The following is a 21,296-nucleotide window of genomic DNA, read 5'->3' on the forward strand; positions in this document are numbered from 1 at the left end:
AGTTGAATCTCTTGTCAATTTTTCTTTTCCTAAAGTAACAAAAGAGGGATTATCTCCCCAATCCCCAATCCCCGGTACCCAATACCTACGACTTACCTTAAAACTCGCACTGTAAAAGGATAGCGATAATGTTCACCGTTGTAGGCTTTTGTAGCGGCAAAAGTTACTAAAAATAGTTGCATTAATAGTAAGGCTATGGTGAAGTACATCCAAATCAATAATAAGCTGTCTAAAACTGTACTAACTTGATTTATTTCACCATTAGTAGTGACTGCAACGCTACAACTAGCTAAAACTAATAGTAATGATACGGCTATGACGAAGACGATGTAGAACGTCAAAGAAATCTGAAAATTTAATGATTCTTTACCTTGAAAATCAACCCAGGGATATTTGACCTTTCTGGATTTCCAGACTAAGAAAGGGATTAAAACATTTAACGGTAAAAATAAAGGAATGCCTAGAAATACTACAAAAAATAAAAGTAACCACGCTAATAACGCTGAGAAATGACACAACATCGCCCAGACCCGCATTTGTTTGTTGTGTTGTAATCTCATGGTTTTTTATCTCATGTGGATTGAGAAAGAATGCTTATCCACATTATCAATAAAAAAAGCTCCGAAACAGCTTAAAATTTGAGAATTTCTCGGTCATAATTTTCCGGTAGCGGCTCAATTTCCCATACTATGCCTTCTCCAGCCTCTAGGGCAACTTCAACGTAGAGTTGTTCTACTGCATTTGTGGCGATGTCTTCATTGTTGGGAAATGACTGTAGGTCTTCTGTGAGGAGTCGGAGTTTAAAGCCCCCTGGAATAACTGCGCCTACGGCTGCATTCCGTAATTCAAAACGCCAATAAGGTGCGTCTGGTTCACCTTGTGGTGTAATCAACAGTTCGTATAGTTGACCAGCAATGGTTAATCGACGTGATAGGGTGACACCTGTTTGTCTATCTTCTACACTCCTAGCCCCAGCCGCACTTAATTGTAAATTCAAGCGTCCCCAACCAGTATTCTGTGCTATTTGAGACACACCACTTTGTAACCATTGCAGCACGGATCTTTGTTCTGGTAGTCCCAAACGACGTTCATATAAGCTTTGTCGCCAGCCGCCATGTTCAATTAATGCACCCCATAGTTGAAAAGGGATGGCTAGCCTGGGGTTAATGATTTCTGGATTGCTTAAACGGGTGATGAGATTTTGGGCTTGTTCTTGGAGTATGGTTGGTAATGGGGCGATCGCTGTACGAGTAATTTCATCAGGGCATAAATCCCGCGCTACAGCTAACACACTTATATCGTTAACAATATCAGTTATGTCTAACGAATAGGTGCGATCGCCTGGATCATATTTACCTTGATGCTTCAGTTGCGTGTGGGTACAATAGCCCCAAACTTTTACATATTCCCCATCTACTTGCACTGCTAAATAATAATCCCCAGCCCAAGTTGGTAAATCTACCCATTCCTGCTGTACACGTAATTCGCTGTGATCAATATTTTCACTGGGAACCAAAATAAATCTCTTGCCGTCAATTGTGACTGCGGTTCCGTTCACTAGTTCCCAAAGACTGGCTAGAGTTGTAGTGGATGGCCACACCTTTGCCTGTGTGGAAAAGTCTTCCTGTAACCACGGTAAGACTGCACTCAGGCAAAGTTCGTTGAGATAAGCTTGATAACGTGAATAAGGATGAGAAAATAACTGGCTGTCAATATTTGCTGTTGTAGAGTCAGGGATTTCTAAAATTAGGTCTGTCGAGTCAGCAAAGGTGAATACGGTGGTGTTAGCAGTCATAGGGTTTACTCCGGGGATTTCTTTGGCTGGGTTTGGGGCAAGCTGGGAAAATTGCTGTTTCCCGAACAGACGTGAAAATCTCCAATTCTTTATTAATAGTTAATTTTCGACTGTTTTAGCATTTTTTATGCTTTGGAGACATTGTAGTAATTCTGTAACCAGTCTTCTATTAATGTACTCATAGCTTTGAGTATGTCTGAAGTCAGGGAAATATGCAGTTTGTCTTGACTCCAGCCAGCTACAGACCGCAGTAGAGTTTCCTTGGCTTTGGTTAATCGCCGGGAAACAGTGTACTGTTTGATGTCTAATTGTTGAGCAATGCCATCTTGATTGAGTTTTTGCTCGTAGTATAGTTGCAGTATTTGTTGTAGTTGCGTGTCAAGTTTGGCGATCGCTGCAACTAAGACCTGATAAATTTCCGTTTGTTGAGAAGTTCTGGCTTGTTCTTCTTCTTGGGCAATAATTTCCTGAATTAGGGATGGCTGTTCTGTCCCAGGGAGATTATCTAGCAACTCAAATGAATCATCCGCACCTTTGGAGACATTGAGAGAATCTGGGGTGGGATAAAGATACTTACGGGCTGCTTTGGCTGCATTTAACAACCACTTTTCGATATCTTGGGGGTTAGTTGGTTGGTTGCTTTGGGAATTGTAAGCTTTGGCGATCGCATCCCAAGTAGCATCATCTGGTCGGGACAGTTGGCGAGAGTTAGCCGCTTTGGTGGGGAGATACAAAGTTTTAAAGCAATTCCAAGCGAGGATATAGGCAGGGATCTCCGTTGAGGATAAACCACTGTTTTGTAAAGACTCATGCAAGCGCTTTTGGCTGATTTTGCGTAACAGACCCCAATCAGTACAGATATCGACTTCTTGACGTTGGCGTAAAGTTTCGCGGATCGCACTACCAAAAATCAGACTGGCGTAGTTTTTCAGGGTACTGCTTTGACTGGGGTCGAAACCTTTCAGGACTCGATCAACTTGGGCGATCGCTACTTGGAAACAATCCGATAACCTGTATTGCGTACTGACAAAACTAGCGGCTGTTTTTTGGGATATCCAATAACAAGGTTCTTGCAGATAAGCAGTTAGATGTTGCTTCGCCAGAGGTTGAGTTTCCGGAACTTGCCAAAACTTATACCAATACAAAGCCCAAAAATATTCCGAAGTTTCCTTTGGCGTGTGCTTCAGACAACTGAGGATACTACGACGCAATCGTGATTCCGTCGCCCAACCACTGAAGCGATCGGCATCGAACTGCACAAAAGTCGAAAAAATTTCAGTAACGCTTTGCCGAGGTTGCATAAAACTAGAAGCCGACCTAGAGGAAGAATGAAGGCGTTAAACGACACCTGCACAAACTTTACTATAAGCAACAAAGATTACCTTTGCGCCAGTCCAGTGATTTTCTTAACTGTCTTAACTGTCTTAAGTGTCTATTGAACTATGTTAACTGTCCACTTAAATTTCTGATTGACTATCTTAACTGTCTTAAATGCTATTGCATTTCATTGATAAAGTTGAGAGTATCTTTCTACTGAATAATTTAAGAATAATAAACAAAGATCATGCTTTCCTATTAAAGCTAATTTTTAACTTATAAACAATCAAGTTTAATAAGGATATAAAGGCTAATGCAGCTAAATAATTATAGTCAAAACCTAAAAAGTCCAGATGGTGAAAATCTTATATATAGAGATATAGAAATTGCGATTCTGTCGAGTTTAACTGTTGATGATTGTGTAGTTAGAGAGAAAGAAACAAAAAATCTAGAATCAGAATTAGTTGCTTATATAGTTCCATCAGGGTTGTTTGTACCAGAACAATTATTGTCTCACCTGCAAGCAACTCTACCTAGCAAATTAGTACCTACCGCCATAGTCACAATCTCCACCATACCCCTAACAAGTACAGGTCAGGTAGATGAAGTTACTCTAGCTAGTTTAGAAGTTATTGACTCCGACTTAATATATCGCGCACAGAAGCAACTAGAGTCATTGTCAGCAATTGAACGTGTTGCGGTGGTGGCTGAACCATTGGTGACAAGTATTCCTCCTGTGCATTTGCAAGACTTACTAGGGGAAACAGAAGCGATCGCCTTTGAAGATAACCAGCAAAATATACAAGCAACTATACCTAGACAGAACGTAGAAAATAATGAGACATTTTCATCAAAAAATTTAGCTATTAGTCAAGGGGAACCTCTGCCACAGCCCGGAAATGCTCCCAAAACTTTAAAAGAATTATTACAAAAAGCTGCTCAAAATTCGACTAAAAATATTATTTATATTCAACCCGATGGTAGTGAAAAATCCCAATCATATCGGGAAGTATGGCAAGATGCTGAACGGATTCTATCTGGGTTAAGGAAGCTAGGACTTAAGCCCCAAGATAAAGTAATTTTTCAACTAGAAGATAATCAAGATTTCATTTGTGGTTTTTGGGCTTGCGTGCTTGGTGGCTTCGTTCCAGTACCCATATCCATCGCCCCAACCTACGAATTAGCTAATAGTATTGCCAGCAAACTGCAAAACACTTGGCAGATGTTGGATAAACCGCTTGTACTAACAAATGCTGATTTAGCTATCAAAATTGATGAGTTATCCAAGTCTTTGAATTTAGAAAACTTTCAATTTGCAATTATTGATCAGTTGCGTGAGTGTGAACCGGATTTAAATGTACATCAAAGTCAGCCAGAAGATTTAACAGTTTTGTTCTTGACTTCTGGAAGCACTGGTACACCCAAGTGTGTGATGCTCAATCATCATAATTTATTGAGCATGACAACTGGCTTAATTTCAATGGGTCATTTCTCCGGCCAGGAAAGTGTTTTAAACTGGATGCCTTTGGATCACGTCGGTGCGCTAGTTTCTCTCAGTATTATGGCTGTGAGTTTAGGTTGCCAACAAATCCACGTACCTACTAACTTGATTGTCCAGAACCCGCTTTTGTGGCTGGATTTAATTGACAAACATCAAGCTACGATTAGTTGGGCCCCTAACTTTGCCTTTTCGCTGATATGCGATGCCTTTAGTGACCAGTATCATACGAACGATATTAAGCAAAAACAGTGGGATTTATCATCCATGCGTTTTGTGATTAATGCGGGAGAACCCATTGTCACTAAAGTAGCCAGAAATTTTTTAAAACTGCTTCGCCCTTATGGTTTACCAACAAATGCAATTCGTCCAGCCTTTGGGATGAGTGAAACTTCTTCTGGTATTACATACTCTGACAGCTTCACTCTAGAATCTTCATCAGATGACAGTTTATTTGTAGAATTAGGACAACCAATTGCTGGTGCTTGGTTGCGGATTGTTGATGAAAGTGAACAGATAGTCACAGAAGGTACGATTGGACGTTTACAAGTAAAAGGTGCATCAGTTACCAGTGGTTACTATCAAAATCTCCAGGCGAATCAAGAAGTTTTTACTTCTGATGGTTGGTTTAATACAGGTGATTTAGGATTTCTCAATCAAGGGTGTTTAACAATTACTGGACGGATTAAAGATGTCATTATCATTAATGGGTTAAACTACTACTGCCATGAAATTGAAGCTGCGGCTGAGGAAATTCAATCTGTAGAAATTTCATATACAGCCGCTTGTGCAGTCAGACAACCAGAAAATAATACTGATAAGCTAGCTATATTTTTTCATACTTCTATTACTGATGATGCTAGTTTAATAACTCTGCTGAAAGAAATTCGCCTTTCTGTAGTTAATAAAGTGGGAATAAATCCAGATTATCTGATTCCAGTAGATAAAGAAATTATTCCCAAAACTGCCATTGGAAAAATTCAGCGATCGCAACTGAGCCAGCGTTTTAATATAGGTGAGTTTCAATCAATTATTAAACGAATTGATATATTACTAGGGAACGCCAATACCATTCCTGATTGGTTTTACCGTCAAGTATGGCAGCCCAAAAATCCTAATATTTTTAATTCTTCTTTAACCCTTATTAATTGCACTCTGGTATTTCTAGATGCTTTTGGTTTGGGTACACACTTGTGTCAAATATTATCAGAGCGTAACCTGCAATACATAACAGTTTCTCCAGGTGAAGATTTTCGCAAAATCAATCACTCACACTACACAATTACCCCAGGGCAGGCCAAAGACTACCAACTATTACTCCAATCTCTAGCAACCGATAATATTACCATCGGGCAGATTCTTCATCTATGGAATTATGACCAATATCTTGGCGAAATCACAAGTATTGAGGCTTTGGAAGCAGCACAAGAAAAGGGAATATATAGTTTATTGTCCCTGGTTCAAGCTTTAGCAAAAGTTCAGGGTGTAGATAGTCCTATTCAATTGCTATTTATATCTTCTTATGTTCAATCTATTGCCTCAGATGACCCCATAGCTTATGAAAAATCCCCAGTCTTAGGACTACTAAAAACTGTTCCTCAAGAATTACCTTGGTTAAACTGTCGCCATATAGATTTGCCATTTGCTGAAGTTGAGAAAACTGGAACTTATCTCTTACAAGAGATGCAGGTTTCCTCAAAAGAACGAGAGGTAGCTTATAGAAATGGGCAACGTTTCATTCCTCGCCTAGAAAAAGTAGATTTTACCAGCAAACCTAAATCTCCTATTTCCTTCAAGCACGGAGGCACTTATTTAATAACTGGAGGATTGGGTGGTATAGGAATTGAAATTGCGCGTTACTTACTAAAATATTACCAAGCTCGACTCCTATTAGTTGGTAGAACTCCTTTAATTCATCATGGAAAAGAAGATGTTATTACACAACGTCAAAAAGCTTACCAAGAACTATCACAGCTTGGGGGAGAAGTAATTTACGAAGCTGTTGATATATGTGACTTAAAACAGTTGCAGATAATAGTTGAGAAAGCCCAATCCCAATGGGGTAGAAATCTTGATGGAATACTTCATTTAGCTGGAACTTCTCATGAGCAAATGATACTTGAAGAAACTCAGGAGAACTTAGCAGCAACACTACGTCCTAAAGTGTTTGGTGCTCGGACACTACATCAATTGGTAAAAGATAACAAAGGCAGCATTTTTATCAACTTTTCTTCGGTAAACGGTTTTTTTGGTAGTACTGCTGTTGGTGCTTATGCTGCGGCTAATAGTTTTTTGGACGGCTTTTCTCATCACCAAAATTCACAGAGTGAATTAGCAAGCTATTGTTTGAGTTGGAGTATGTGGCATGAAATAGGCATGAGCCAAGGATATCAGATGAAGAATCTCATCCGCACCAAAGGTTTCTATGTGATGTCTTCTTTTCAAGCAATATCTTCAATGCTTGCCAGCTTACAACATCAGCAAACCCATCTATTAATAGGTTTGGATGGCAGCAACCAAAACATTCAACGTTGGCAGTCTCAAGCCTTTAATTTACAAAAATTGTCTGCTTATTTTACTACTCATAGTAGTGACGATATTTTTAAATTACAGCAATTAACCGTGGAAGACCGCTTTGGAAATTCCTGCAATTGTAACTTAGTCAGGCTGAAAGAAATACCCTTAACCGAAAGTGGTGCAATTGATAAGAACAAATTAATTCGACAATTTACTGGACAGGAAACAGGAACTCATGTAGCACCCCGAAATAAGTTAGAGCAACAAATTGCTGATATTTGGGAAAAAGTTTTGGGAAGACCAGTATTTAGTGTTCATCACAACTTCTTTGAATTGGGAGGAAATTCCCTTATCGGAACGCAAGTAATTTCTCGGTTACGAAATACCTTCTCCATTGATTTGTCTTTACAGAGTTTATTTAAATTACCCACTGTAGCTGAATTAGCTAGCAATATAGAGGTAATAGAGATATTAATGAAAAATGAATATGCCATTGCTAATGATATAGCAGAAGAATATGAAGAGGGATGTTTATAAAGTAATGGATTACGTATTGCCGAAGCTTATATAAATAATTTTGTAGATAGATAATGGGTTGGTAAATAAGCAGTGGCTAACTATAATTTCTATTATTAATATTGAAAAGATTATGAATAAAATGACAGTATTTGCATTTTTATCTTCGTTAAACAGGTTAGGTATAAAAGTTTGGATTGAAGACAACCAACTACGTTATCGCGCGCCCAAGGGAGTAATGACTCCAAACATCAAGCAGGATTTGATGGAGCAAAAGAACGAAATTTTGAACTGTCTTCAACAATCAATAAATACAAAAAAACTAGCTTTTGAACCTATTTTACCTACTGAGCGCAATCACCATTTACCTTTATCTTTTAGTCAAGAAAGGATGTGGTTTTTGCATCAGTTGGAAGCTGGAAGTGGTGCTTATACAATAGCTTTTGCTGTGCGCCTAGAGGGAAATCTCCATATCAAAGCTTTAGAACAAGCTATCGGGGAGATAGTGCAGCGTCATGAGGTTTTGCGTACTCGCTTTGAAATCAAAAATAATAAGCCAGTACAAGTAATAGACCCCAAAATAACCTTAGCATTGCCAGTAGTGGATCTAAAAAATACGGTAAATCCCTGGCGACAAGTCGAGGAACTGGCAATAAAAGAAGCCTGCAAAGCATTTGATTTAGCGAATGATTCTGTGTTGCGGGTGATGCTCTGGAGAGTTTCTCAAGATGATTATGCACTATTGTTTGCTATTCACCATATTGCTGCTGATGGTTGGTCAAAAGGTGTTTTCATAAACGAACTTTCTGCCTATTATCGAGCTATTGCCAAGGGGGATTCTGTGGTATTGCCAGAGTTACCTGTGCAGTATGCAGACTATAGCTTATGGCAACGCCATCACCTGACAAATCAGACACTAGAGCATCAGTTAAGCTACTGGAAACAGCAGTTAGCAGGAGCGTCACCTGTATTAGAACTACCTACAGATCATCCCCGCCCGGTTATACAGACTTTTCGAGGGGGTATAGAACGATTTCAAATAGATGGTAAGCTGACGCAACAACTCCAGAAACTCAGCCAAGGTTCAGGAAGCACGTTGTTTATGACGCTGCTGGCGGGTTTTGTTGTGTTAATGTCTCGCTACAGTGGGCAAAGGGATCTGGTTGTTGGTTCTCCAATTGCCAATCGCAACCGTCAAGAAATTGAAGGGTTAATTGGACTTTTTGTCAATACTTTGGCATTGAGATTTGATCTGTCCCCAGAACAGACCTTTAATACTTTACTAGAGCAGGTAAAACAGGTTACTCAAGACGCTTATGAGAATCAGGATTTGCCCTTCGAGATGTTAATCGAAGAGTTACACCTTGAGCGAAGCCTAGATCGTAGCCCACTGGTGCAAGTGATGTTTGCGCTTCAGAACGCTCCGAAAAATTCTTGGGATCTACTCAATTTGAAGGTCGAGGAAATGCCTTGGGAGCTTGATGCAGTAAGGTTTGACTTAGAAGTTCATTTCTGGGAAGTTCCCCAAGGTCTTGAGGGGATTTGCTATTACAGCAGCGATTTATTTGATGGGGCAACGATCGCCCGTATGATGAAACACTTCCAGAATTTGTTGGCAACTATTGTCACTAACCCACAACAATCAGTCAATCAATTACCCCTACTCACAGCACAAGAAAAACAGCAATTATTAATACAGTGGAACAACACTGATACTGATTATCCCCGTAATCAATGTATCCATCATTTATTTGTTGCCCAAGTCCAAAAAACTCCTGATGCGATCGCCGTAGTATATGGAGAACAACAACTCACATATCACCAGTTGAATACACAAGCAAATCAATTAGCACATTATTTGCAAAAACTAGGTGTGAAACCAGGTGTACTGGTGGGTATTTGTGTTGAACGTTCTGTATTTATGATTGTTGGGTTGTTGGCAATTCTCAAGGCAGGCGGGGCTTATGTGCCTTTGGATACAGAATATCCTCAAGAGCGTTTGGCTTTCATCATCGAAGACACACAGCTATCGGTGCTGTTGACAACACAGAAACTAGCTGAAACTCTGCCCCAACATCAAGGGCGTGTTGTCTGCTTTGATACTGATACCGTACTAGAGGCGATCGCTCTAGAGAGTCAGCAAAACCCCACAGTAGAAGTCACAGCCGATCATCTTGCTTATGTCATCTATACTTCAGGCTCAACAGGGACACCCAAAGGAGTTGCTGTTGACCACAAAGCAGTCAACCGCTTGGTGATCAACACAAACTATATCAACATCAAACCAACAGATGTCATTGCTCAAGCGGCGAATTGCGCCTTTGACGCTGCAACCTTTGAAATTTGGGGAGCCTTACTTAATGGCGCGCGGTTGTTAGGAGTGAGCAAAGATTTGGCACTTTCCCCCAAACAGTTTGCAACTTTTATGCGATCGCAAGGTATCAGCGTATTATTCTTAACAACTGCCTTGTTCAATCAAATTGCTCAAGCAGTCCCCTCTGCTTTCAATTCACTGCGGTATCTTCTATTTGGCGGCGAGGCTGTTGATGTTAAATGGGTCAGAGAAGTACTAAACAATGGTGCGCCCCAGCAACTACTCCACGTTTATGGGCCAACAGAGAATACCACATTTACTTCCTGGTACTTAGTACAGGATGTTCCCGAAGACGCTACAACCATTCCCATCGGGCGACCAATTGCCAACACGCAAATTTATTTGCTAGATTCCCAACTGCAACCAGTGGGCGTTGGTGTACCAGGAGAAATTTACATTGGGGGTGATGGTTTAGCAAGAGAATATCTCAACCGACCAGAGTTAACAAAAAAGAAATTTATTCCTAACGCCTTTAGTTCTGATTCCTATTCATGTCTCTACAAAACGGGAGATAAAGCACGTTACCTGAGTGATGGCAATATTGAATTTCTTGGTCGGATAGATCATCAGGTGAAGATTCGCGGCTTTCGTATCGAATTGGGAGAAATCGAAACCGTTTTGAGTCAACACCCCTTATTAAAAGAAAGTGTTGTGGTAGTAAGAGAGGACTCCCCTGGTGACAAACGTCTAGTAGCTTATTTAGTTCCTGCTCTTGATGACTACACTCATGATAATCAGAAGCTAGTGCCGCAAGTACGCGAATTTATTCAACAAAAGCTACCCAATTACATGATGCCACAAGCTTTTGTTCTCCTCCATGCCTTACCCTTGACACCCAATGGCAAGGTAGACCGTCGCGCTCTACCAACACCTGATATAGCCACTAAAAATCTATCAAATGGAACTGTTTTACCCCAGACTCCCATTGAAGCTCAACTGGCACAAATCTGGAGTGAAGTCTTAGGCGTTGAACCCATTGGCATTAAAGACAACTTCTTTGAGCTTGGTGGTCATTCCCTGCTAGCTACCCAAGTCCTGTCACAGATTAACTCAGCCTTTGGATTGGATTTATCTATACAGATCATGTTTGAGTCTCCTACTGTAGCTGGGATAGCAGCCTATATAGAAGTAGTGAATTTAGTAACCCAAAATTTATCAAATAAAGAAGTCAGTAGCGAGGTAGTGGAGTTTTGAGAATGACTAACAGCACTGTTGAATTCGTCCGTCACCTGACAAGCTTGAAGATTGAAATAGAAATTGATGGCGTTAGTGGAGCGCCTCTAGAAGAGGTTCGCTTGCGTTGTCATGCACCTGAAGGGGTATTAACTCCAACCCTACGTCAGGAAATAGCTGCTCGTAAAACAGAAATTATTCTATTTTTACAGCAAGCAAAGCAGGTGAAAGCTGCTCATCAGTTGTCGATTCAACCAGTGTCACGGGATGGTGAGCTACCCCTATCTTCTGCACAGCAGCGCCTCTGGTTTCTGCACCAGATCTCCCCCGATAGTCGTTCTTATAATATGCTCCTAATTCAGCAACTAAATGGGTCGCTGAATATAGTGGCGTTGGAACAAAGCCTGAGGGAAATTGTTCGCCGCCACGAAATATTAAGAACAACTTTTCCCGCAGTAGACGGAAAACCTATCCAGGTAATTGCTGCCCCGACTGCCTTAGCTTTGCCATTTGATGATTTGCAGGGGTTGTCAGCTGAGGAGCAAACTAACCGAATTCGTCAAATAGCCAATTATCAAGCATCCCAGCCCTTCGATTTAGCTGTTGGGCCGTTAGTACAATTCACTCTACTGCAACTAAGTAATCAGAAGTATATACTGCTGTTGAAGATGCACCACATCATCTATGATGGCTGGTCTTTAAACATCTTCTTTGGTGAGTTATCTCAGCTATATACAGCTTTCACTCAAGGATTGCCCAACCCACTACCAGAATTACCCATCCAATATGCTGACTTTGCCTTTTGGCAACGCCAATGGTTGACAGGGGAAGTTCTGGATAAGCAACTGACTTACTGGCAGAAACAATTAACAGGTGTTCCTGGGGTACTAGAACTGCCTACTGATAAACCAAGACCGCCAGTTCAGACCTTCCGGGGTGCAGTTGAGCGTTTTTCACTAGACCACAACGTCACACAAAGCCTCAAGCAGTTGAGCCAAGAGTCAGACGCAACGCTGTTTATGACTCTACTGTCTGCTTTTTTAGTATTACTTCATCGTTATAGTGGTCAATCAGATATTGTCGTTGGCTCTCCCATTGCCAACCGCAACAGCCCCCAAGTCAAGCAGTTAATGGGGTTTTTTGCTAACACCTTAGCGTTAAGGGGTGATCTTTCTGGCAACCCCAGCTTTGCCGACTTCTTAGCGCAAGTGCGGCAAACAACCTTGTCAGCATACACCCACCAGGATTTGCCCTTTGATATGTTGGTGGAAAAGCTCCAGCCAGAGAGAGATTTGAGCCGTAATCCCCTGGTACAGGTGATGTTTTCTCTCCAGAATGCCTCACAGGAGACTTGGAATTTACCTGGTGTAACTATTGAGAACATCTCCTTACCAATAGATGAAACAGTAAAATTTGACCTGGAAGTTAACTACTGGGAAGTGTCAGGAGGTTTAGAGGGTGTATGGTCTTACAGTACTGATTTATTTGATGCAGCGACAATTGCTCGCATAGCCCAACATTTTCAAACTTTACTACAAGCGATTGTTGCCAATCCCAAAGCGCCAATTGCAGAATTACCAATATTGAGTCCAGCAGAACATCATCAACTGTTGGTGGAATGGAACAACACTCAAGTAGATTATCCCCAGGATAAATTTATCCATCAGTTGTTTGAAGAGCAAGTTGAACGTACCCCAGATGCAGTAGCAGTTGTTTTTGAAGGGCAAAAACTGACTTATCAGCAGTTGAACAATCGTGCTAATCAGTTGGCTCATCACTTGCGCTCATTGGGTGTAAAACCAGATGTGTTGGTGGGTATTTGTGTAGAACGTTCTTTAGAGATGGTGGTTGGACTATTGGGGATTCTCAAGGCGGGTGGGGCATATTTACCACTCGACCCAGATTATCCTCAAGACCGCTTGACTTTCATGCTGGAAGATGCTCAAGCTCCAGTACTGCTAACACAACAACAACTCCTCAAAAAGTTGCCTCAACATCCAGGGCAAGTTGTCTGTTTAGATACTGACTGGCAATATATTTCTCTGTCGAGCCAAGAAAATTCTGTTGCTGGCGTGCAGTACAGTAACTTGGCTTACGTGATTTATACTTCTGGTTCTACCGGCAAACCCAAAGGAGCCATGAACACCCACTTGGGGATTTGCAATCGTTTATTGTGGATGCAGCAAGCTTATCAATTAACACCAGCCGACTGCATTTTACAGAAAACCCCTTTTAGCTTTGATGTTTCAGTTTGGGAGTTTTTCTGGCCGTTAATGACTGGAGCGCGTTTAGTTGTGGCTAAACCCGGTGGACATAAAGATAGTGCTTACTTGGTCAACTTGATTTCAGAGGAGCAGGTTACTACACTGCATTTTGTTCCTTCTATGCTCCAGGTTTTCTTAGAAGAACAAAATTTAAGAAGTTGCCGTAGTTTAAAACGAGTTATCTGTAGTGGTGAAGCTCTGCCTTTAGAACTCCAAGAACGCTTTTTCCATCGCCTAGACTGCGAACTGCACAATCTCTACGGGCCTACAGAAGCGGCAATTGATGTTACTTACTGGCAATGTCAACCAGATACTCATCTGAGAACAGTGCCTATTGGGCAACCCATAGCAAACACACAAATCTACATTTTAGACTCGTACTTACAACCAGTTCCTATAGGTGTAGCTGGAGAACTTCATATTGGTGGTTTGGGGTTAGCACAAGGCTACCTTAACCGCCCACAATTGACACAAGAGAAATTTATTTCTAACCCTTTTAGTTCTGACCCCAATTCTCGCCTTTACAAAACAGGAGACTTAGCTCGATATCTACCCGATGGCAATATTGAATACTTAGGACGTATTGATAGCCAAGTAAAAATACGCGGTTTCCGCATTGAGTTAGGCGAAATTGAAGCAATACTGAACCAACATGGTGATGTGCAAGCAGCTTGTGTCATCATCCGCGAAGATCATCCCAGTGATAAACGCTTAGTCGCCTACGTAGTAGCACATCCAGACTGTACACCCACAATCAGTGAACTACGACAATTTATCAAGGCAACCCTACCAGAGTACATGGTTCCCAGTGCTTTTGTGTTGCTGGAGTCTTTACCTCTGACTCCCAACGGTAAATTAGACCGTCGTGCGTTACCGAAACCAGACTTAGACAGCACACAACTAGAAAAATACGTTGCTCCACGCACTCCCATCGAGGAGATGCTGGTACAAATCTGGGCGCAAGTCCTGAAAGTTGAGCAAGTAGGCATACATGATAACTTCTTTGAACTGGGGGGACACTCCCTACTGGCAACGCAACTAGTTTCACGCATCCGTAATGTTTTCAAGGTGGAACTACCATTGCGTGAGTTGTTTGCAAATGCCACAGTTGCCGAATTAGCTCAATCAATTGGGCAATTACAGCAACAAGACTTAGAACTTTCTACAGCACCCATTGTCCCCAGGCTAAACAATGCAGAATTACCACTGTCCTTTGCTCAACAGCGTTTGTGGTTTTTAGACCAGTTCAACCCCAATAGTGCTTTCTACAACATTCCTACAGCTTTGCGTCTAGTTGGAACACTGAATAGATCCGCCTTAGAACAAAGCTTACAAGAAATAATTGCTCGTCACGAAGCCTTACGCAGCAATTTCATCGCAGTTGATGGACAACCAACGCAAGTTATTAGGGGATTGGGGGCTGGGGACTGGGGACTGGGGATAGTATCAGTTGTGGATTTGCAGCATTTATCCACAACTGAAAAGGAAATTGCCACACAGCAATTAGCCAAACAACAAGCTATTCAACCCTTTAACTTGGCAACACAAGCATTAGTCAGGGTGACATTAGTTGTCTTGTCCGAGACAGAACAGGTGTTGTTACTGTGTATGCACCATATTGTGTCTGACGGTTGGTCGATAGGTGTGTTTATCCAAGAATTAGCCGCACTATATAATGCTTATTCTCATGGTCAAACTTCTCTGCGAGACGCTACGCGAACACCTTTAGCACCACTACCTGTCCAGTACGCAGATTTCACCATTTGGCAAAGACAATGGTTGCAAGGAGATGTATTACAAAGACAACTGAGTTACTGGGAACAACAACTAAAAGACGCACCAGCTTTGTTGTCGTTACCAACTGACCGACCCAGACCTGCTGTGCAGACCGACAACGGAGCATATCAAGAGTTTGCACTGTCAGCCGAGTTAACTGATGGATTGGTAAAACTCAGTCAAGAGCAAGGTTGTACTTTGTTTATGACGCTGTTAGCAGCTTATGATACCCTGCTTTATCGCTACACAGGACAAGAAGATATTTTGGTGGGTTCGCCAATTGCTAACCGCGATCGCTCTGAGATAGAAGGGTTAATTGGCTTTTTTGTCAATACCTTAGTCATGCGTTCTAATTTTGCAGGCAATCCCAGTTTTTGTGAGTTGCTGACTCGTGTGCGGGAAATGGCAATGGAGGCATACTCTCATCAGCATTTACCTTTTGAAATGTTGGTAGAAGCATTACAGCCAGAACGCGACCTGAGTCATACACCACTTTTTCAAGTGATGTTTGTCCTTCAGAATGCCCCTACATCACAAGTAGAATTGACTGGGCTAACTGTCAGTCCATTCCCGATGAAAGGGGCAAATGCTAGGTTTGATTTAACCTTAATCATGCAGAACACAGCTTCTGGATTGATAGGGCTGTGGGAATACAACACTGATTTGTTTGATGCTAGTACCATTGAGCGAATGACTGGTCATTTTGTGACTTTGCTGACAGGTATTGTTGCTAACCCAGAACAGCCAATCGCACAATTACCACTGCTAACACCGCCAGAAAAACAAAAGTTACTGGTCGAGTGGAACGATACTCAAGTGGATTACCCATTAGATAAGTGCATCTATCAATTATTTGAGGAACAAGTAGAGCGTACACCTAATGCTGTGGCTGTGGAGTGGGGAAATCAACAACTAACCTATCAGCAATTGAATGGTCATGCTAACCAATTAGCCCATTACTTGCAATCTTTGGGTGTGGGAGCGGATGTGCTGGTGGGGCTTTGTGTAGAACGTTCTTTAGAGATGGTCATTGGACTATTGGGGATTCTTAAAGCTGGTGCTGCTTATGTACCCCTTGACCCAGAGTATCCCCCTGAGCGTTTGAGCTTTATTTTAGAAGATGCTCAAGTTTCAGTTTTGTTAACACAGCAGTCACTTGTTGACAGATTACCCCAGCATCAAGCCAAGCTGATTTGTTTGGATACTGATGCTCGACTGATTACTCACAACAGTCAGGAAAATCTCATCTGTACTGTACAAACGAATAACTTAGCTTATTTAATTTATACTTCTGGTTCTACAGGTCAACCCAAGGGTATAGCGATGAATCAGCTTGCCCTTGGCAATCATATCTTGTGGCATCGAGATAATTTGAAAATTGCCCGTGGAGCTAAAACCCTACAATTTGCTTCCATTAGCTTTGATGTTTCCTTCCAAGAAATATTCACCACCTGGTGTTCTGGCGGCACATTGTTCTTAATTACGGAGGAACTACGCAGAGATACACCAGCTTTGCTAGATTTTCTTCAAGAAAAAGCCATAGAAAGAATCTTCCTCCCCTTTGTGGCCTTACAGCAATTGGCGGAAGTTGCTGTTAGTAATGGCTTTGTGAATAGTCATTTGCGGGAAATCATTACGGCTGGGGAACAGTTGCAGATTACCCCTGCCATTTCTCAGTGGTTCCATAAACTAACTGATTGTACATTGCACAATCAATACGGGCCATCAGAAAGCCATTTAGCCACCAGTTTTACTTTGAGTGATGCAGTAGAGACTTGGCCTGTGCTTCCTCCCATTGGTCGCCCTATTGCCAACGCACAAATTTATATTCTGGACAAGTTCTTACAACCTGTACCCGTTGGTGTGCCAGGAGAAGTGTATATTGCTGGTGTGCTTTTAGCCCAAGGCTACTTTAACCGTTATGAGTTAACCCAGGAAAAATTTATTCCTCATCCTTTTGAGAAAGTAGAAGGGAAAAAATTATATAAAACCGGAGATTTAGCGCGTTATTTACCTGACGGTAACATTGAATCTTTAGGACGCATTGATAATCAAGTGAAAATTCGCGGTTTCCGTATTGAGTTGGGTGAGGTGGAAGCAGTACTGAGCCAATATGGGGATATGCAAGCATCTTGTGTGGTTGTCCGTGAAGATACACCTGGCAATAAACGCCTAGTCGCTTACGTTGTCCCAGAAAAACAGCAGATACTCTCGGTGAGGGAAGTACGGGACTTCCTCAAGGAAAAATTACCGGAGTATATGATGCCAAGTGCCATAGTTATCTTGGATGCTCTACCCCTTTCCCCCAACGGTAAACTAGACCGCCGTGCTTTACCCGCACCTGATTTACACAGCCAATTATCAGACAAATATGTTGCTCCACGGAACCCAACAGAAGAAATGCTCGCAGGGATTTGGGCGCAAGTGCTGAAATTAGAGCAAGTGGGAATATATGATAACTTTTTTGAACTTGGGGGACATTCCTTACTGGCAACCCAACTGATTTCCCGCATACGTACTACCTGGAACATAGAACTACCATTGCGGAGTTTATTTGCTGCACCAACGGTTGCGGAGTTGTCCCAAAATATTCAACAGTTGCAACAACAGGACTTAGAACTAACAGCATCAGCCATTTTACCAAGGACGAGGAATACAGAGTTACCCCTGTCTTATGCCCAAACACGGCTATGGTTTTTAGATAAATTAAACCCCAATAGCTCTTTCTACAACATACCCATAGCTCTGCGTCTGGCTGGAACCCTGAATCGGACTGCTTTAGAACAAAGCTTACAAGAAGTTATTGGTCGTCATGAAGCCTTGCGTACTAATGTCATTACAGTTGATGGAGAACCAACTCAAGTTATTAGGGGATTGGGGAAGGTGGGGTCCCCTCTGGGGATAAGGGGTAATGGGGATTGGGGACTGGGAATAGTATCAGTTGTGGATTTGTGGCATTTATCTACAACTGAGCAAGAAAGTGCTTTAAAGGACTTGGCGCAACAACAAGCACAACAACCTTTTGACCTGGCAAAACAACCATTGGTCAGGGCAACATTAGTTTTACTATCTGAGACAGAACACGCTCTATTAGTTTGCATACATCACATTGTTTTTGATGGCTGGTCTATAGGTGTGTTTTTTCAAGAACTAGCAGCGCTGTATGATACTTATTCTCAAGGTCATCTGTCATCTTTAGCACCACTGCCAATTCAATACGCAGATTTTGCAATTTGGCAGAGAGACTGGTTGCAAGGCGATGTATTACAAAGGCAACTGAGTTACTGGCAACAACAATTGGCAAATGCACCAAGCTTGTTGTCTCTGCCTATAGACCGACCTAGACCTGCTGTGCAGACTTTCTCTGGGGCATATCAAGAGTTTGTCCTTTCTGGTGAGTTAACTGATAGATTGATCAAACTGAGCCAGGAGCAAGGTTGTACTCTATTTATGACGCTGTTGGCAGCTTATGATACCTTGCTTTATCGCTACACGGGACAATCAGATATTTTGGTGGGGACACCAATTGCTAACCGCGATCGCTCTGAGATAGAAGGGTTAATTGGCTTTTTTGTCAATACATTAGTTTTACGTTCTAATTTGGCAGGGAATCCCAGTTTTAGTGAATTGCTAACTCGTGTCCGAGAAGTGGCGTTAGGAGCTTATGCTCATCAGCATATACCGTTTGAAATGCTGGTGGAAGCATTGCAACCAGAACGAAATCTTAGCCATACACCACTGTTTCAGGTGATGTTTGTCCTCCAAAATGCTCCTATATCTCAACTGGAGTTAACTGGAATCACCGCAAATCCCATCAAGGTAAAAAGTACTACCACCAAGTTTGATTTAACTTTGATTATGCAGAACACTGCTACTGGGCTGGTAGGAGTGTGGGAGTACAACACTGATTTGTTTGATGCTAGTACCATTGAGCGCATGACTGGTCATTTTGTCACCTTGCTGGAAGGTGTGATTGCTAACCCCCAACAGCCAATTTCACAATTGCCAATCCTGACAACTGTTGAACAACAGCAGTTACTTGTGGAATGGAACAATACTCAAACAGATTATCCTGCTGATAAATGTATCCATCAGTTGTTTGAGGAGCAGGTAGAGCGCACCCCCGATGCTGTTGCTGTAGTGTTTGGCAATCAACAACTGACCTATCATCAATTAAATTGTCGTGCTAACCAGTTGGCTCATTACTTGCGCTCATTGGGTGTCAAACCAGATGTGCTGGTGGGTATTTGCGTAGAACGTTCTTTAGAGATGGTGGTTGGACTGTTGGGGATTCTCAAAGCGGGTGGGGCATATTTGCCACTTGACCCAGAGTATCCCCCTGAACGCTTGACCTTGATGTTAGAAGATTCTCAGGTTGCCGTGTTGGTGACTCAACAACATTTAATCGAGAGGTTGCCTCAATATCAAGCAAAATTGGTTTGTTTAGATGAAACCTGGGAACAAATTGCCCAAAACAGTCAAGATAACCCAACTAGTAAAGTCAAAGCCTGTCATTTAGCGAATTTGATATACACCTCTGGTTCCACAGGTAGACCAAAGGGTGTCATGGTTGAGCATAAGGGACTATGCAACTTAGCTCAAGCTCAGATGCAAACCTTTGGCTTGACTTCAGATAGTCGTATCCTCCAGTTTGCTTCCTTCAGTTTTGATGCTGCTATTTGGGAAGTTGTCATGGCTTTAATGTCAGGTGGGAGGCTGTATCTGGCAACAAAAGACGCTTTATTACCAGGGAAGCCCTTAATTGAGCGATTACGTGATTATTCTATTACCCACATCACCCTACCACCATCGGCTTTAGCCGTTATGCCTGTGTCGGAATTGCCAAAACTGCAAACAATCATTGTCGCTGGAGAGGCTTGTGCTGCTGAATTAGTTAGACAATGGTCGGCTGGTAGAAACTTCTTCAACGCCTACGGGCCAACGGAAGCTACAGTCTGTGCCACGATTGGCAAAGCCACGCCGAAGGCGAACGCACAATGCCATAATAACGAGAAAATATCTATTGGTCGTGCGATCGCTAATACACAAATTTACATATTAGATGAAAATTTACAACCAGTACCTATAGGTGTGCCAGGAGAGTTACACATCGGTGGTGTGGGACTAGCCAGAGGCTACCTCAACCGTCCCGAACTAACACAGGAAAAGTTTATTACTCATCCTTTTGAAAAGTCAAAATTATATAAAACTGGGGATTTGGCGCGTTATTTATCGAACGGTAACATTGAATACTTAGGACGCATTGACCATCAAGTAAAAATTCGGGGTTTCCGCATCGAATTAGGAGAAATCGAAGCATTACTGAGTCAACATGATGATGTACAGATATGTTGTGTCATCGCTCGTGAAGAAACCCCAGGAAATAAGAGTTTAGTCGCTTACGTAGTGCCGCAAAAAGACGTGACACTCACAACAGGAGAAATGCGTCAGTTCCTTGCTGATAAACTGCCTGGGTATATGGTTCCGGCTACTTTTGTGATATTGCCATCCTTACCTTTAACACCTAATGGTAAAGTAGACCGTCGTGCTTTACCCGACCCAAATTTACACCAAAAGTTATCAGATTATGTCACACCCAATACAGAACTAGAAACGATAATTGCGGGGATTTGGCAGCAAGTATTAGGAGTAGAAAAAGTGGGAATTTACAATAACTTCTTCGAGCTAGGAGGTCATTCGTTACTACTGGTAAAAATCAACCAGCAGTTACAAGAAGAATTTGGCTTAGAACTGTCAATAATTGATATGTTTAATTACCCGACAGTACACAGCCTAAGTCAACATTTAAACACTAATATTCACAAAAAAAATACAGTTACACAACAAAACAATTCTCGCCCTCAATCCCATAGCGAAATCAAAGACTTAAAGAACAGACAATTACAATCCAGACAACAACATCGCGCTCAGAGAAAAACATAGAACATAGCATTTACCAATCTCCGCACCCCTCTCTCTTGAAAAGTTTTCTAGGTCGGGCTAACCCTCCTACAAAACTTTTCACTGAGGTTAAAAACAATCAATCTCATCTGTACTTCACTTGCT

Annotated in this window: 6 protein-coding genes; 3 read left to right on the forward strand and 3 right to left on the reverse strand. The window is 41.8% G+C overall.

Features of this window, described 5'->3' with window-relative positions; translation table 11 throughout:
• Positions 1-92 precede the first annotated feature (92 nt).
• The 3 genes from ACM5QX_RS16450 to ACM5QX_RS16460 all read right to left on the reverse strand — a co-directional run bounded on the left by ACM5QX_RS16450 (position 93) and on the right by ACM5QX_RS16460 (position 3,096).
• Positions 93-560 carry a DUF4870 domain-containing protein gene (locus tag ACM5QX_RS16450; RefSeq protein WP_041456096.1) on the reverse strand — a complete coding sequence of 156 codons (468 nt, stop codon included), beginning with the start codon at positions 558-560 and terminating at the stop codon, positions 93-95.
• Between the two features lie 71 nt (positions 561-631).
• Complete coding sequence (locus tag ACM5QX_RS16455) at positions 632-1,795, reverse strand: DUF1822 family protein (RefSeq protein WP_414754479.1); 1,164 nt, start codon at positions 1,793-1,795, stop codon at positions 632-634.
• Between the two features lie 125 nt (positions 1,796-1,920).
• Positions 1,921-3,096 (reverse strand): sigma-70 family RNA polymerase sigma factor, encoded by a 1,176-nt coding sequence (locus tag ACM5QX_RS16460; protein WP_414754480.1) that lies wholly within the window; start codon positions 3,094-3,096, stop codon positions 1,921-1,923.
• Positions 3,097-3,425: 329 nt separating this feature from the next.
• Here ACM5QX_RS16460 and ACM5QX_RS16465 point away from each other — a divergent pair, with 329 nt between their 5' ends.
• The 3 genes from ACM5QX_RS16465 (at position 3,426) to ACM5QX_RS16475 (ending at position 21,173) form a co-directional block, all read left to right on the forward strand.
• Positions 3,426-7,664 (forward strand): SDR family NAD(P)-dependent oxidoreductase, encoded by a 4,239-nt coding sequence (locus ACM5QX_RS16465; protein WP_414754481.1) that lies wholly within the window; start codon positions 3,426-3,428, stop codon positions 7,662-7,664.
• A gap of 112 nt (positions 7,665-7,776) precedes the next feature.
• A complete protein-coding gene (locus ACM5QX_RS16470; RefSeq protein WP_414754482.1) occupies positions 7,777-11,211 on the forward strand; it encodes an amino acid adenylation domain-containing protein in 3,435 nt (1,144 codons plus the stop codon).
• Between the two features lie 2 nt (positions 11,212-11,213).
• On the forward strand, positions 11,214-21,173 hold the full coding sequence (locus ACM5QX_RS16475; RefSeq protein ID WP_414754483.1) for an amino acid adenylation domain-containing protein: 9,960 nt from the start codon (positions 11,214-11,216) through the stop codon (positions 21,171-21,173).
• The last annotated feature ends 123 nt before the right edge of the window (positions 21,174-21,296 follow it).

This window comes from Anabaena sp. CCY 9910 (genome assembly GCF_963920875.1).
GTDB classification, from domain to species: domain Bacteria; phylum Cyanobacteriota; class Cyanobacteriia; order Cyanobacteriales; family Nostocaceae; genus Trichormus; species Trichormus variabilis.

Excerpts from the sequence above, each read along its gene's own strand:
- ACM5QX_RS16460 (WP_414754480.1), bottom strand. The coding sequence starts at position 3,096 with ATGCAACCTCGGCAAAGCGTTACTGAAATTTTTTCGACTTTTGTGCAG.
- ACM5QX_RS16475 (WP_414754483.1), top strand. The coding sequence starts at position 11,214 with ATGACTAACAGCACTGTTGAATTCGTCCGTCACCTGACAAGCTTGAAG.
- ACM5QX_RS16465 (WP_414754481.1), top strand. The coding sequence starts at position 3,426 with ATGCAGCTAAATAATTATAGTCAAAACCTAAAAAGTCCAGATGGTGAA.
- ACM5QX_RS16470 (WP_414754482.1), top strand. The coding sequence starts at position 7,777 with ATGAATAAAATGACAGTATTTGCATTTTTATCTTCGTTAAACAGGTTA.
- ACM5QX_RS16455 (WP_414754479.1), bottom strand. The coding sequence starts at position 1,795 with ATGACTGCTAACACCACCGTATTCACCTTTGCTGACTCGACAGACCTA.
- ACM5QX_RS16450 (WP_041456096.1), bottom strand. The coding sequence starts at position 560 with ATGAGATTACAACACAACAAACAAATGCGGGTCTGGGCGATGTTGTGT.